The 14,487-nt window shown below is 72.8% G+C and carries 16 protein-coding genes and 1 pseudogene; 15 read left to right on the top strand and 2 right to left on the bottom strand.

The genetic code is table 11. The features are described 5' to 3' along the window. Positions 1 to 3: 3 nt before the first annotated feature. From clpS to rdgB, 14 genes and pseudogenes are all read left to right on the top strand, one after another. Positions 4 to 327 (top strand): ATP-dependent Clp protease adapter ClpS, encoded by a 324-nt coding sequence (gene clpS / locus IEX22_RS09355; RefSeq protein WP_188668075.1) that lies wholly within the window; start codon positions 4 to 6, stop codon positions 325 to 327. Beyond that, entirely contained in the window at positions 327 to 887 is a 561-nt protein-coding gene (locus IEX22_RS09350) for a DUF2017 domain-containing protein (protein ID WP_188668074.1), read from the top strand. The genes clpS and IEX22_RS09350 overlap by 1 nt, the downstream gene beginning before the upstream one ends. Before the next feature lie 101 nt (positions 888 to 988). Beyond that, positions 989 to 2,029 (top strand): glutamate racemase, encoded by a 1,041-nt coding sequence (murI, locus tag IEX22_RS09345; RefSeq protein ID WP_188668073.1) that lies wholly within the window; start codon positions 989 to 991, stop codon positions 2,027 to 2,029. Continuing rightward, entirely contained in the window at positions 2,026 to 2,847 is an 822-nt protein-coding gene (locus tag IEX22_RS09340) for an MBL fold metallo-hydrolase (protein WP_229659911.1), read from the top strand. The genes murI and IEX22_RS09340 overlap by 4 nt, the downstream gene beginning before the upstream one ends. A 124-nt stretch (positions 2,848 to 2,971) precedes the next feature. Continuing rightward, positions 2,972 to 3,274, top strand: coding sequence for an urease subunit gamma (locus IEX22_RS09335; protein WP_188668072.1), 303 nt, complete (start codon positions 2,972 to 2,974; stop codon positions 3,272 to 3,274). An 11-nt stretch (positions 3,275 to 3,285) separates the two neighbouring features. After that, a complete protein-coding gene (locus IEX22_RS09330) occupies positions 3,286 to 3,618 on the top strand; it encodes an urease subunit beta (protein WP_188668071.1) in 333 nt (110 codons plus the stop codon). After that, entirely contained in the window at positions 3,615 to 5,384 is a 1,770-nt protein-coding gene (ureC, locus tag IEX22_RS09325) for an urease subunit alpha (protein ID WP_188668070.1), read from the top strand. The genes IEX22_RS09330 and ureC overlap by 4 nt, the downstream gene beginning before the upstream one ends. Positions 5,385 to 5,418: 34 nt before the next feature. After that, complete coding sequence (gene ureE / locus IEX22_RS09320; RefSeq protein WP_188668069.1) at positions 5,419 to 5,904, top strand: urease accessory protein UreE; 486 nt, start codon at positions 5,419 to 5,421, stop codon at positions 5,902 to 5,904. Next, positions 5,904 to 6,617 carry an urease accessory protein UreF gene (locus tag IEX22_RS09315; protein ID WP_188668068.1) on the top strand — a complete coding sequence of 238 codons (714 nt, stop codon included), beginning with the start codon at positions 5,904 to 5,906 and terminating at the stop codon, positions 6,615 to 6,617. Before ureE ends, IEX22_RS09315 begins: the two co-directional genes overlap by 1 nt. A 63-nt stretch (positions 6,618 to 6,680) precedes the next feature. Next, on the top strand, positions 6,681 to 7,292 hold the full coding sequence (gene ureG / locus IEX22_RS09310; RefSeq protein ID WP_188668067.1) for an urease accessory protein UreG: 612 nt from the start codon (positions 6,681 to 6,683) through the stop codon (positions 7,290 to 7,292). After that, the gene (locus IEX22_RS09305) at positions 7,289 to 8,200 is read left to right on the top strand and encodes an urease accessory protein UreD (protein WP_188668066.1); all 912 of its coding nucleotides are present in this window, start codon (positions 7,289 to 7,291) and stop codon (positions 8,198 to 8,200) included. The genes ureG and IEX22_RS09305 overlap by 4 nt, the downstream gene beginning before the upstream one ends. Before the next feature lie 111 nt (positions 8,201 to 8,311). Further along, positions 8,312 to 9,595, top strand: a pseudogene (locus IEX22_RS15860) (DUF222 domain-containing protein); the annotation flags it as partial. A 564-nt stretch (positions 9,596 to 10,159) separates the two neighbouring features. Next, positions 10,160 to 10,948, top strand: coding sequence for a ribonuclease PH (rph, locus tag IEX22_RS15855; protein WP_229659917.1), 789 nt, complete (start codon positions 10,160 to 10,162; stop codon positions 10,946 to 10,948). Next, the gene (rdgB, locus tag IEX22_RS09295; protein ID WP_229659910.1) at positions 10,945 to 11,631 is read left to right on the top strand and encodes an RdgB/HAM1 family non-canonical purine NTP pyrophosphatase; all 687 of its coding nucleotides are present in this window, start codon (positions 10,945 to 10,947) and stop codon (positions 11,629 to 11,631) included. The genes rph and rdgB overlap by 4 nt, the downstream gene beginning before the upstream one ends. Positions 11,632 to 11,646: 15 nt before the next feature. Here the strand turns inward: rdgB and IEX22_RS09290 are convergent, their stop codons facing one another. Next, positions 11,647 to 12,351 carry a DedA family protein gene (locus IEX22_RS09290; RefSeq protein ID WP_229659909.1) on the bottom strand — a complete coding sequence of 235 codons (705 nt, stop codon included), beginning with the start codon at positions 12,349 to 12,351 and terminating at the stop codon, positions 11,647 to 11,649. 174 nt (positions 12,352 to 12,525) lie between these two features. Between IEX22_RS09290 and IEX22_RS09285 the strand changes: the two genes are divergently transcribed. Further along, the gene (locus IEX22_RS09285) at positions 12,526 to 13,239 is read left to right on the top strand and encodes a 3'-5' exonuclease (RefSeq protein WP_188668064.1); all 714 of its coding nucleotides are present in this window, start codon (positions 12,526 to 12,528) and stop codon (positions 13,237 to 13,239) included. 46 nt (positions 13,240 to 13,285) lie between these two features. Here the strand turns inward: IEX22_RS09285 and IEX22_RS09280 are convergent, their stop codons facing one another. After that, a complete protein-coding gene (locus IEX22_RS09280; RefSeq protein WP_229659908.1) occupies positions 13,286 to 14,440 on the bottom strand; it encodes an ADP-ribosylglycohydrolase family protein in 1,155 nt (384 codons plus the stop codon). Between the last annotated feature and the right edge of the window lie 47 nt (positions 14,441 to 14,487).

The following is a 14,487-nucleotide window of genomic DNA, read 5'->3' as shown; positions in this document are numbered from 1 at the left end:
GGAATGTCCATCGCCGTCCCGATCGAGCAGACCTCACCGCTCTCGTCGCCGGCACCGCGGACCGATCCCGACGCCCGCACCGAGCCCGACGTGCCGTGGGTGCTCATCGTCTGGAACGATCCGGTCAACCTGATGAGCTACGTCAGCTTCGTGTTCCGCAGCTACTTCGGGTACTCCGAGGAGAAGGCGAACACCCTGATGATGGAGGTGCACCAGCAGGGCCGCTCCGTCGTCGCCACCGGCAGCCGCGAGAAGATCGAGCAGGACACCACCGCCATGCACGGGTACGGCCTGTGGGCCACCTACCGGCGGGCGGACGAGAGCTGATGGCGCACGGATTCCGCTCCACCCGCCGCGGCATCACCGGTTCGCTCGAGGATGCCGAGCGAGAACTGCTGGGCAAGCTCTTCCACGACGTGGCCTCGATGGTCGAACCGGAGACCGCGCCGGACGACGACCCCCTCGCCGCCCTCGTCGGCATCGACCCCGACGCCACCGTGCCCGAGGACACCGCGGTGCGCCGGCTGCTGCCCGACGCGGTCGACGGGGACGACGAGGCCTCCCTCGAGTTCCGGCGGCTGACCGAGCGCGGGCTGCGCGAACAGAAGACCGCGGGCCTCAAGGCGGCGCAGGTGATGATCGAGTCCGACCCGATCCAGCTCGACCCCGAGCAGGCGACCATCCTGTCGAAGGCGATCAACGACGTCCGGCTCGTGCTGGCGGACCGGCTGCAGATCGTCACGGACGAGGACGCGACCCGCCTGCACGGCATCAACGACTGGGCCGAGGCCACCGACCTGGAGAGCTACCTCGCGCTGGTCTACAACTTCCTCACCTGGCTGCAGGACACCCTGATGCAGGCCCTGTTGCGCTCGCTGGACCGCTGAGTCCGGCGCTCCGGCCGCCGGTGCCGGACGACGGCCGCTGTGAGCAAGCAGACGGGGCGTGAAGTTCTGGCGGCGCCCAGGGAACGGCTAGTCTTCGTTCAATGAAACGTGCTGTGCCCCGCTCGACGTCGAGCGATGACGTCGAGTCGGCGCGCGCCCGCAGCTTCGCCCCGATCGGGATCTTCGACTCCGGGGTCGGGGGCCTGACGGTCGCCCGGGCCGTCATCGACCAGCTGCCGCACGAGTCCATCCTCTACGTGGGGGACACCGCCCGGGCCCCGTACGGGCCCCTGCCCATCGCGGAGGTCCGGGCCAACGCGCTCGGGGTGATGGACGAGCTCGTCGACGCCGGGGTCAAGCTGCTCGTCATCGCCTGCAACTCCGCGTCCGCCGCCGTCCTGCGCGACGCGCGCGAGCGGTACACCGCGGCGTACGGCATCCCCGTCATCGAGGTCATCCAGCCGGCCGTGCGCCGGGCGGTGGCCTCGAGCCGCAACGGGCGGATCGGGGTCATCGGCACCGCCGCGACGGTCGGTTCGCGCGCGTACGAGGACACGTTCGCCGCCGCCCCGCACCTGCAGATCACCTCGGCCTCGTGCCCGGCGTTCGTCGACTACGTCGAGGCGGGCATCACCAGCGGGCCGGAGCTGCTGGCCACGGCGGGCGAGTACCTGGCGCCGCTCAAGGACGCCGGCGTGGACACCCTCGTGCTCGGTTGCACCCACTACCCGCTGCTGACCGGCGTCATCTCCTACCAGATGGGCGACGGCGTCACCCTCGTGTCCAGCGCCGAGGAGACCGCCAAGGACGTCTACCGGGCCCTGATCGACCACGACCTGGCCCGCCCGGCCGACGGCCCGGCGCCGCAGCACCAGTTCCTCGCGACCGGGGACCCGGCCCAGTTCGAGGCCCTCGCCCGGCGGTTCCTCGGCCCCGAGGTGCGCGACGTCGAGCACGCCGACCACGTCGCGGCGCGCTACCCGACCGGCACGCTGGCCCGGATCACGCCGGAGATGCTCGCCGCGGCCCGCGAGTCCGTCGCCAGCCGCGCCGCCATGACGATCCCGACGCGGGTCGCCGCGCGCTCGACCGACCAGATCATCCACCGCACGCGGATCGGTTCGAGCGGGGGTGCCGGATGAGCGTGCGCGTCACCGTCGTCGGCTGCGCCGGCTCCTTCCCGCGGCCGGACTCCCCGGCATCCTGCTACCTGCTCTCCGCACAGGACGCGGACGGGCGCACCTGGAACGTCGCGATGGACCTGGGCAACGGGTCGCTCGGGGCGCTGCAGCGGTACATCGCGCTGGACCAGCTCGACGCGGTGATCATCTCCCACGCGCACGCGGACCACTACCTGGACCTGATCGGCCTGCACGTGGCGCTGCGCTGGAATCCCGCGGGCTGGAACGGACGACCGGTCCCGGTCTACGCGGCCGGGATGCTGGCCGACCGGCTCGCGCTGATCGCCGAGCTGCCCGCGGACCCCGGGATGCACCGGGAGTTCGCCTTCCACACCTGGGCGGGGCACCGGTCCGAGCGGATCGGCCCGTTCACGGTCGTCCCGTACCCCGTCGACCACCCGGTGGAGGAGGCGTACGCGCTGCGGATCAGCGCACGGGGCGACGACGGCGCGGACGCCGTGCTCGCCTACTCCGGCGACACCGACGCCTGCCCCGAGCTGGACGAGGCCGCCCACGCGGCGTGCCTCTACCTGTGCGAGGCCGCGTACCACGAGGGCCGGGACGACGCCGTCCGCGGCGTGCACCTGACCGGCCGGCGGGCGGGGGAGTCGGCCCGCACGGCCGGGGCGCACACGCTTGCGCTGACCCACCTGCCGGTGTGGAACGATCCGGCCCGCAGCTGCGCGGAGGCCCGCGAGGTGTTCACCGGGCCGGTGGACGCGGTGGCCCCCGGTGACGTGTACGTGCTGCACGGCGGCGGGCGCGTCGACCGCGGCTGAGCCCGCTCCGGCGACCCGAGGCCGTCCCGCGAGGAACGATCCCGACATCTGCCGGAAACGTGCGCGCCCTACGCTGCAGTGACGATGCGGCGCCGGCACGCGGCGCCGTCGACCGGAGGACGCCGTGCACCTCACCCCCCGCGAGCAGGAGAAGCTGCAGATCGTCGTGGCCGCGGACCTGGCCCGACGGCGGCAGGCGCGGGGTCTGAAGCTCAACCACCCCGAGGCGGTGGCCATCATCGCCTACGAGCTCGTCGAGGGGGCGCGCGACGGCAGGACCGTCGCGGACCTGATGAGCTGGGGCACCACCCTCCTGACCCGTGAGGACGTGATGGCGGGCGTGCCGGAGATGATCCCCGACGTCCAGGTCGAGGCGACCTTCCCCGACGGCACCAAGCTCGTCACCGTCCACCACCCGATCCGCTGACGGAGGCGACGATGATCCCCGGCGAGTACGTGCTCTCCGACGCACCGGTTCGGTGCAACGAGGACCGGGTGACGGTCGAGGTCGAGGTGACCAACACCGGCGACCGGCCCGTCCAGGTCGGCTCCCATTTCCACTTCTTCGAGGTCAATCCCGCTCTCGCGTTCGACCGCGCGCCCACCCGGGGCTTCCACCTCGACGTCCCCGCGGGCACCGCCGTGCGCTTCGAGCCCGGGGACCGGCGCACGGTCCGCCTCGTCGCGATGGCCGGGGCTCGCGCGGTGCACGGTTTCACCGGCGCGATCGACGGATCGCTGGACGGGCCGCACGACGGGCCGCAGGCATGAGCTTCGAGATGAGCCGGCGCCAGTACGCCGACCTGTACGGGCCCACCACCGGGGACGCGATCCGGCTGGCCGACACCGAACTGTTCGCCCGGATCGAGGCCGACCTGACCGGGCACGGCGACGAGGTCGTCTTCGGCGGCGGCAAGGTGATCCGGGACGGCATGGGTCAGGACGGGACCGCACTTCGGGACAGGGAGGGTTCCCCCGTGGCCGGTTCCGTGACGCCCGTGGCCGACACCGTCATCACCAACGTCGTCGTCCTCGACCACACCGGGATCTACCGGGCCGACGTCGGGCTGCGGGACGGCCGGATCCTCGCGATCGGCAAGGCCGGCAACCCGCAGATCATGGACGGCGTCGACATCGTGATCGGTCCGGCCACGGAGGCGATCGCCGGGGAGGGCCGGATCCTCACGGCCGGCGGCATCGACTCCCACATCCACTTCATCAGCCCCGACCAGATCGGCACCGCGCTGAACTCGGGGATCACGACGATGATCGGCGGCGGAACCGGCCCGGCCGAGGGCACCCGGGCGACCACCGTCACGCCGGGCTCCTGGAACCTCGCGAACATGCTCCGGGCGGTCGACGACGTGCCGATGAACATCGGCTTCCTCGGCAAGGGCCACGCCGCTTCGACCGAGCCGCTGGCCGAGCAGATCCGGGCCGGGGCGATCGGCCTGAAGATCCACGAGGACTGGGGCGCCACGGCGTCGTCCATCGACAACGCGCTGCGTGTGGCCGACGAGTACGACGTGCAGGTCGCCATCCACACGGACACCCTGAACGAGGGCGGTTTCGTCGAGGACACCATCCGCGCCATCGGGGGGCGCGTGATCCACACGTATCACACCGAGGGGGCCGGGGGCGGGCACGCGCCGGACATCATCAAGGTCGCCGGGCTGCCCAACGTGCTGCCCGCCTCGACCAATCCGACGCTGCCGTACACGCGCAACACCGAGGAAGAGCACCTCGACATGCTCCTGGTGTGCCACCACCTCAACCCGGACATCCCGGAGGACGTCGCGTTCGCGGACTCCCGGATCCGGCCCGAGACGATCGCCGCGGAGGACGTGCTGCAGGACCTGGGCGTCTTCTCCATCACCTCCTCGGACTCGCAGGCGATGGGCCGCGTCGGGGAGGTCGTGCTGCGCACCTGGCAGCTGGCGGACAAGATGAAGAAGCAGCGCGGTCCGCTGGAGCTCGCCGGTTCTCGCGACGGCGTCTCCGACGCCGGTGTTCCCGACGACAACGCCCGGATCAAGCGGTACATCGCCAAGTACACGATCAACCCGGCGCTCGCGCACGGCATCGCCGACGAGGTGGGAAGCGTCGAACCCGGCAAGCTCGCGGACCTGGTGCTGTGGGAGCCGGCGTTCTTCGGGGTCAAGCCGTACCTCGTGCTCAAGGGCGGGCAGGCGGTCACCTCCCTGATGGGCGACCCCAACGCGTCCATCCCCACGCCGCAGCCGATGACGATGCGGCCCTCCTTCGGGGCGATGGGCCGTGCGGTGCACACCTCGTCCGTCACGTTCGTCTCGCAGGCCGCCCTCGACGCCGGGGTCCCGGAGCGGCTCGGCCTGCGCAAGCAGGTCCGCGCGGTGCACGGCATCCGATCCCTGACGAAGGCGGACCTCGTGCACAACGGGGCGACGCCGGACATCGACGTCGACCCGGAGACCTACGAGGTGCGGGTCGACGGCGCGGTCGTCACCTGCGACCCGGTCGACGTGCTGCCGATGGCGCAGCGGTACTTCCTGTTCTGAGCTTCCTGTCCCGCACACCCGAGGGGAGAACACCGTGATCATCGAACGCATCGTGGGCAACCTGGGCGAGCTGACCCGTGCCGAACGGGCCGGCCTGCACATCGAGACGGTGACGCTGCCCAGCGCCGCCCTGGTCAAACGCATCCAGCGGGTGACGACGGACCACGGCCGCGAGCTCGGCCTGCGGCTGCAGTCCGCCTCGGGGCGTGCGGGCGACCTGCGGCACGGGGACATCCTCCTGTGGGAGGGCGCCGGCGTCGTCGCGATCGCCGTCGAGCCCACCGACGTGCTGGTGATCGCGCCGCGCACGATTCCCCAGATGGGCGTCACCGCGCACGCGCTGGGCAACCGGCACCTGCAGGCGCAGTTCTTCGACACGGACTCGGCGTACGCCGCCGACGTGATGGTCGTCCAGTACGACCACACGGTGGTGGACTGGCTCGTCGAGCACGGCGTGCCGTACACCCGCCAGGAGCGCGTCATGCCGGTGCCGTTCCGGCATGCGGAGCACACGCACTGATGGACACTGCCGGCATCGGTGCCGAGGACCCCTCGTCGGCCCTGCCCGGCGAGGCGCTGCTGCCCGTGCTGCAGCTGTGCGACTCGGCGCTGCCCACGGGCGCGTTCGCCCACACCTTCGGTCTGGAGACCTATCTGCACCGCGGCACGGTCCACGACGAGGCCACCTTCGGCGCCTGGCTGAGCCGATTCCTCGACGCCCAACTCGTGCCGGCGGACGGGCTCGCGGTCCGGCTGGCGGCGTCGGGCTGCCCGCTCGTCGAGCTCGATGCGGTGTTGTACGCCCAGGCGCTGCCGGCGCAGGTGCGGCGGGCCGGGGTCACCATGGGCCGGCGGCTGCTCGAGATCGGGAGCCTGGCGATGCCGGGGCCCCGGCTGGCGGCGTACGCGGACCTCGTCGACGCCGGCCGGTGCCACGGCCACCAGGCGATCGCCTTCGGGCTGATCGGCGTCGACCACGGGGCGCCGGCGGACGCGCTCGTGCGGGCCTTCCTCTTCTCCACGCTCACAGCGCTGACGCAGAACGCGGTGCGGGGTGTCCCCCTCGGGCAGAACGCCGGGCAGCGGGTCCTCGCACGGATGCGCCCCGACGTCGACGCGGCGGCCCGGCGGATCGCGACGCTGACGCTCGACGACCTGGGTGCGGTGCCGCCCGGGCTGGAGATCGCCCAGATGCAGCACGAGACCCAGCGCGCCCGCATGTTCATGAGCTGACGGCCCCCCTCGAACCAGCTCCACGCACTCCACGCACTCCACGGACTCCACGGAAGGACACCCATGACACCGGTGAGGATCGGCATCGGCGGACCCGTCGGCGCGGGCAAGACCGCGCTGATCGAGCGGCTCACCCGCGCTCTGAGCGGCGAGATCTCCATGGCCGCCATCACGAACGACATCTACACGATCGAGGACGCGAAGATCCTGGCGGCCACGAGCGTGCTGCCGCTCGACCGCATCGTCGGCATCGAGACGGGCGGCTGCCCGCACACGGCGATCCGCGAGGACACGTCGATGAACCAGGCCGCGATCGACGAGCTGGTCGCCGCCCACCCGGACCTGCAGGTCATCTTCGTCGAGTCCGGCGGGGACAACCTCTCGGCCACGTTCAGCCCCGAACTGGTGGACTTCTCGATCTACGTCATCGACGTCGCCCAGGGGGAGAAGATCCCCCGCAAGGCCGGGCAGGGGATGATCAAGTCCGATCTCTTCATCATCAACAAGACGGACCTGGCACCGTACGTCGGCGCCGACCTGGCGGTGATGGAGGCCGACTCGAAGGACTTCCGCGGCGAGAAGGCGTTCTGTTTCACCAACCTCAAGACCGACGAGGGGCTGGACGGGGTCATCGGCTGGTTGACGCGGGACGTGCTCATGCTCGACCTGGCATGACGGCTGATCCGGCCGGTACGGCGGCCGTGCCCGGTTCCGGCGTTGCACCCGTCGCGCCCGCGTCCACCGGCACGACCGAGACGTACCGCGGGGAGCTCGAGCTGACCGTGCGCCGGGATGCGGCGGGCCGGTCCGTCGCCGCGCACCAGTACCACCGCGGGGCGCTGCGGGTGCTGCGGCCGCACCACCTGGACGGGAGCGGACAGGTGGCGTACGTCGTCGTCAATCCCGGCGGGGCGTACCTGGACCGGGACCGGTTCCGGATCGGCGTCGAGGTCGCGGAGGGCGCGTCCCTGCTGCTGACGACGCAGTCCGCGACGAAGGTGTATCGCACGCCGGGGGACCGGGCCACCCAGCAGCTGACGGCACGGCTGGGGCCGGGCAGCAGGCTGGAGTACCTGCCGGATCAGCTGATCGCCTACCGCGGATCGCGGTACCGGCAGGAGACGCGGGTGGCGATGGATCCGACGGCGTGCCTGGTGCTCTCGGAGGTGGTCACGCCGGGCTGGTCGCCGAACGGGGAGCCGTTCCTGTACGACCGGCTGGGGTTGCGCACGATCGTCACCATGGGGGAGCGGCCGGTCGCCGTCGACAACCTGGTGCTCGCCCCGCGCGACGGGGCAGCCGGCATGACGGGGCTCGGCTACCTGGAGGGGCACTCCCACGTCGGCTCGCTGCTGGTGGTGGATCCCCGGGTGGACGACGCCGTCGTGGACGCAGCCCGGGACCGGCTGGCTGCCCGTGCCGGCTCCCTGACGGGTGGGGTGTCGGCGCTCGCCGTCCCCGGCCTGACGATGCGGGTGCTCGGCTCGTCGACCGAGCAGGTCACCGGGGCGATCCGTTCCGTGGTCGACGACCTGCGCGCCCGCTGGTACCGCCAGGATCCGGTGGATCTGCGGAAGTACTGACCCGGCCGCGGTCACCCGATCGCCGCTCACCGGGGACGGACACCCGCGGTTCGGCCCGCAACTCGGGGTCTTCGCCCGAGTTCTGTCGGTGGGGACGGGTGGAATGGGGTCATGGAAGCCCCTCCGGATCCATCGACCGATCGGCCGCCGTCGTCACCGGCACCGTCGCCGCCGGCACCAGCAGTGCCGGTGCAGATGTCGCTGCCGGTCGACGACGTGGCTCCCGGGCAGGGCGCCATCACCGAGCCGGCGCCCGTCGCTGCATCGGGACGCCCGGTGGTGCCCGCCGGGGACGTCGCCGGCCGGTTGGCACGAGTACTGGTGGACGGGGCCGCTGGGAAGCTCGGTCTCGATGCCGGGGTGGCAGCACTGGAGGACGTGCGCCGACTGGAGTCCTGGCTGGTCTGGGCGAAGCACCGGCTTGTGACCGACACCGCGCGGGCCGCCGCCGACGAGCAGGCCCGGTGGGTGGAGATGGACCCGACCGGCTTCGAGGAGCTGTCCACCGCTGTCTCCGGGAAAGCCCGGCGTCTGTCGCGGGCGAAACGGTTGGCGGTCGGGGACCGCGCCGGCGTCGCCGAGGTGGCCTGCGCGCTCCAGGTCAGTGAGCCGGAAGCCCACGACGTGCTGCGCCGAGCGGATCGGCTCACGGAGCTGCTGCCGGCCACCGCCCATGCCCTGGCCTCCGGAGCGATCACCGCCACCGCCGGAATGACGATCGCGGACGCGACCGATGAGTACGCCGACGCCCTCACCTCCACCGGGATCGACGAGTCGACGGTCTTTCGCCTCAGAGAGGCGGTGGCGGCGACCGAGGGCTGCCTGCTCGACGCCGCTCACCGGGGACGGACACCCGCGCAACTCCGGACTCGGGCCCGCACGGTCAGGGACCGGTACCACCCCCAGTGCTTCGCCGAGCGTGAGCGGGCTGCGCGGGCCGACCGGTACGTGCGGATCAGCACGGACGGGGACGGGATGGCGCGGCTGACCGCCCTGCTGCCGGCGGCGGTCGCCTTCCGGATCGACGGCCGCCTCTCCGCGCTGGCCCGCAGCCTGCAGGCAGCGCAGCGCCCTGCCGACGGCGCCGAGGAGACCGGCGCGGCGTTCGGCGTCGATCCGGCTGACGGGTCGCCGCCCACTCTCGGCCAGGTGCGCGCCGACGTGCTCGCCGACCTCCTGACCGGCATCGACGCACACCCATTCGACTCGTCCACCCCGTCCAACCCCGCGAACACGGAGGGTGGCACCATCGCCGGGCTCGATCCGGAGCCGGTGCCGCGGGTGCTGCTGACCGTGCCGGCGGCCACGCTCCTGGGCGGCGACGAACCCGGCGAGCTGGGTGAGTTCGGGCTCATCCCGGCCGTCGACGCCCGGGACCTCGCCGCTCATGCCGGCTCGTTCCTCCTCGGCGTCAGCTTCGATGCTGACGTGACCGGCACCGGCTCGGTCGGAGCGGGCGCGGGGCAGGTCGTCCCGATGCTGGTGACGACCGGACACCTCTACCGGACCCCCGCAGCGGTGCGCCGGGCCCTGCAGATCCGGGACGGGACCTGCCGATTCCCCGGCTGCCGCCGGAACGCCACCGGGTGCGACCTGGACCACGTCACCGCCTGGGCCGACGGTGGGACCAGTGACGCGAGCAATCTGGCACACCTGTGCCGGAAGCACCACGTCCTCAAGCACCACTCCGGCTGGACCGTCACGGTGGACCCCCGCCGGACGACGTACGACCACCCGGGGCAGTCGCCGCCGGAACCCTCCGAACTGGACGTGCGAAATCAGCGCCGGGGCACGCCGCCCTGGTCTGGACCTCGCCGGCCGGCCGGCGCTACCGCTCCGAACCCGACGACCCGCCACCGTTCTGACGCGTCGCGGTCCACCGCCCTCGATCGCCGGGCTCGCGTGGGTGGGACCGTCCGCCGGGCCGAACGGCGGCGGCGAACCCCTAGGCTGGAACGCATGACTGATGCCTCCGCCGCCACCCCGTCCGCCGCGACTCCGTCCTCCGCGACCTCGGGAGTCGCGCGGGCCGACGGGCGCGCGCCCGATGAGCTGCGGCCCATCAGTATCACCCGCGGCTGGTCGGACCAGGCGGAGGGTTCCGCGCTGATCGAGTTCGGCAACACCCGCGTCCTGTGCACGGCCTCCCTGACCGAGGGCGTGCCGCGCTGGCTCCGGGGCGAGGGCCGCGGCTGGGTCACCGCCGAGTACGCCATGCTGCCGCGGGCCACCAACACCCGGTCGGACCGCGAGTCGGTCAAGGGCCGGATCGGCGGCCGCACCCACGAGATCTCCCGGCTGATCGGCCGTTCCCTGCGCTCGATCATCGACCTCAAGGAACTGGGCGAGAACACCATCGTGCTGGACTGCGACGTCCTTCAGGCCGACGGCGGCACCCGCACCGCCGCCATCACCGGCGCCTACGTCGCCCTCGCCGACGCCGTCACCTGGGCCCGCACGAGGAAGCTGATCAAGCCCACCGCCAAGCCGCTCAAGGACACCGTCTCCGCGGTCAGCGTGGGCATCATCGACGGCATCCCCATGCTGGACCTGCCCTATGTGGAGGACGTCCGCGCCGAGACCGACATGAACGTCGTCGTCACCGGCTCCGGCCAGTTCGTCGAGGTGCAGGGCACCGCCGAGGGCGCCCCCTTCAACCGCGCCGAGCTGGATGCCCTGCTCGACCTCGCCCTCGCCGGCACCACCGAGCTCGCCGCCATCCAGCGCTCCACCCTGGGCGAGGCGTGAGCGGCGGCGTGTCCGAGGGCCGGCAGACCGGAGGCCCCCGGCTCGTCCTCGCCACCCACAACCGCGGCAAGCTGCTCGAGCTGCGGGAGATGCTCCGCGGGACTGTTCTGCCTGGCGGCCGCGCTCTCGACGTCGACGCCGACGTGATCGACGCCGGTGCGGCCGGTGCCCCGGACGTGCGCGAGACCGGGGTCACCTTCGCCGAGAACGCCCTGCTCAAGGCGCGGGCCGTCACCGCCGCCACCGGCCTGCCGGCCATCGCGGACGACTCCGGTCTCGCAGTCGACGTGCTCGGCGGCGCCCCCGGCATCTTCTCGGCCCGCTGGGCCGGCCGGCACGGCGACGACGAGGCGAACCTGCGCCTGCTGCTCGCCCAACTGGCCGACATCGACGACGACGAGCACCGCGGCGCGGCCTTCGTCTGCGCGGCCGCCCTGGTCGTCCCGGCCGGACCCACGGACGCGGACACCGAGCCCGTCGTCGTGCACGGCGAACTGCGCGGCACCCTGCTGCGCGAGCCGCGGGGCGAGCACGGCTTCGGCTACGACCCGATCCTGCAGCCCGACGGCCACACCCGCAGCTGTGCCGAGCTGGAGCCGGCGGAGAAGAATGCCATCAGTCACCGCGGTCAGGCGATGCGTGCGTTGATCCCGCACGTCACCGCGCTTCTGGACGCCCGCTGACGCCAGGCGGGTCGCTCAGTCGGCGGGATCCGCCGCTCGCTCGCGCTCGGCCGCCCGATTCGTCCGTCGCGCCTTGAGCAGCTCGACCGCGATCGGGATCACCGAGAGCGCCACGATGACGATGAAGATGATGTCGATGTTCTCGCCCACCCACGCGAACTGACCCAGCCAGAACCCGAGCAGGGTCACGCCGACGCCCCACAACAGCGCCCCGACGACGTTGTAGGTGATGAACGTCCGGTAGGGCATCTTCGCGACGCCGGCGATCACGGGTGTGAAGGTGCGCACGATCGGCACGAACCGGGCGAGGATGACGGCACGGCCGCCGAACCGCTCGAAGAACTCGTGCGCCCGGTCCACGTACTCCTGTCGGAACAGGCGCGAATCGGGTCGCCGGAACACCGCCGGGCCCGCCCGGTGGCCGATGTAGTAGCCGACCTGGTCCCCGGCGAACGCCGCGATGAAGACGCAGAGGCCGAGCACGATGATCGGGACCTGGATGGTGCCGGTCGCCGTCAGCAGCCCCGCCGTGAACAGCAGGGAATCGCCCGGGAGGAAGAAGCCGACCAGCAGGCCGGTCTCCGCGAACACGATGGCGCACACCAGCAGCACGATCCACGGGGCCAGGGCGGGGTCGCGCAGGAAGACGTTGGGGTCGAGCCAGTCGGGCAGGATGCCGGCCACGGGGCGCACGGAGAGAGCGGAGAGCAGGGAGTTCACCCGCCAAGGGTACGGGGTGGAACCTGAGCGGGCGGTGAGGCGGGGCTGTCCGCGGAGCAGACCGTCGCGCCGGCGGTGCACCGCGCGGGGGATCCAGCGCGCGCCGCCACGGCGCACGACGGCGTCCGGCGTTGTGTCCCGGGATGGGCCGGCGCGGGCGGTAGCGTGGCGCGGGTGGGAATCGCGTTCACGGCCATCGACTTCGAGACCGCCAACGGCCACCGCGGTTCTCCCTGCGCCGTCGGGCTGGTCAAGGTCCGGGACGGGCACGTGGTCGAGGAAACCTCCTGGCTGATGCGTCCCCCGCCCGGCGCCGACCACTTCGCGCCGGCCAACATCGCCGTCCACGGGATCACCGCCGCGGACGTCGCCGGTGCTCAGCCGACCGCCGAGGCGCTGGGGCGGATCGAACGCTTCGTCGACGGCGACCTGATGGTCGCCCACAACGCCGCCTTCGACCTCGGCGTCTTCACCGAGGCCGCCCGCTCCTGCGGCGTCCCCGTCGCGCCGGCCCGGTCCGCCTGCACGGTCCGGCTCGCCCGGCGGACCTACCGGTTGCCCTCGTACTCGCTGCCCTTCGTCGCCGCCGAGGCGGGTGTGCCGCTGCTCCAGCACCACGACCCGCTGGAGGACGCCCGCGCCTGCGCCGGCATCATGATCGACGTCGCCCGCCGGCATGCCGTCGAGGATCTGGCCGCCCTGTTCGCCCGGCTCGACCTGCCCGCCACCTCCTGGGGACCGGGCACGGCCACGGATCCGGCCCGGCCGCACCAGCTTGCCCTCTTCGACGTGGTGGACGGGCGGTTCCGGCGGCACGACGTCGACGAGTGGCCCGCCCGCGGGCGGGACGCCGTCGCCGTCGGCGAGGGACTGCGCCTCACCGGCTGACCGGTCCAGGGTGGGGATCGCGTCGGCGGTCGACGGCGCCGCCGCCTCAGCGGCCGCCGGCGACGGCGTCGAGGAACGCGGCGACCTCCCGCTCGACGACGTCCCGCTCCACCAGCCGGCCGACCCAGTCCTGGTCCAGCGCCGCCGTGCCGTGCAGGGCGCCGATGATGTTGCCCGCGATCGCCGCGGTCGAGTCGCTGTCGCCGTCGTGGTTGGCGGCCCGCACGAGCGCACGCCGCAGGTGGAGGCGCGGGTCCTCGTCCGCGTCCACGAGCGCGCAGTACACCGCGATCGCCAGCGCTTCCTCCGCGACCCAGCCCCCGCCGAGGCGCGCGGCCAACCGTGCAGGATCCAGCGGCACGGCGTCGTGATCGGCGCGGTCCGCCACCGCCGCCTCGACCGCCCCGGCGAGCGCGGCGCGCATCTCGACGGCGTCCTCGCCCGCGTCGGCGAGGGACGTCAGGGTCTCCCGCACCGCGTCCGCCAGGCTCTGGCCGCGCACGATCCGGGCGACGATGCCGGCGAACGCCCCGGCGGCAGCGCCGGCGGTCGGGTGGCCGTGCGTCAGGGCGGAGCCGCGGGCGGCCAGCCGCACCATGTCCTCGACCGCGACGTGCGGGACCAGGCCGAACGGGGCGGACCGCATCACGGTCCCGCAGCCCTTCGAGTCCGGGTTGACCGGCCGCTCGGCCGTGCCCATCGCCCCGGTGCCGAGGCCGGAGAGGCAGGCGCCGCCGGGGGCGCGCCGGTGCCGCATCGACGGTTCGGACTCCAGCCGCGTCGCCGGGGGCTGCGGGGCGGCGTCGGGCAGGAGCTCGCCCTGGGTGCGATACCAGCGCAGGTACGCCAGCCACAGGCACGCCAGCTCGTCCGCGGCCGACCCCTCGTTCGCCCAGCGCAGCGCCTCGGTCAGCCCCTCGAGGGTGAACAGGGTCAGCTGGGTGTCATCCGAGATGACGGGCTCGGCGACGGCGGCCAGATCGGTCAGGCCTCCGGTCCCGTATCGTTCGCTGATCTGCTGCCAGGAGGAGAACTCGACGGCGTAGCCGAGCGCGTCCCCGACGGCCCCGGCGAGGATGCTGCCGCGCACCCGGTCGGCATGGTCCGGGCCGGTGACGGAGGGCTCGTCGGACGTGTGGTCGGGAGCGGTCGGGGACGCGGTGTGAAGATCCCCACCCGGGGACGGCATCGATGCGGACACACGAGAACGATAGTCTCGACGGGCAATCGCGGGACCGCCGGCGCGAC

This window comes from Tersicoccus solisilvae, from assembly GCF_014643255.1.
Classification (GTDB): Bacteria; Actinomycetota; Actinomycetes; order Actinomycetales; family Micrococcaceae; genus Tersicoccus; species Tersicoccus solisilvae.
Note: the sequence above shows the minus strand (reverse complement) of the source record. Positions and strands in the feature narration are given on the sequence as shown.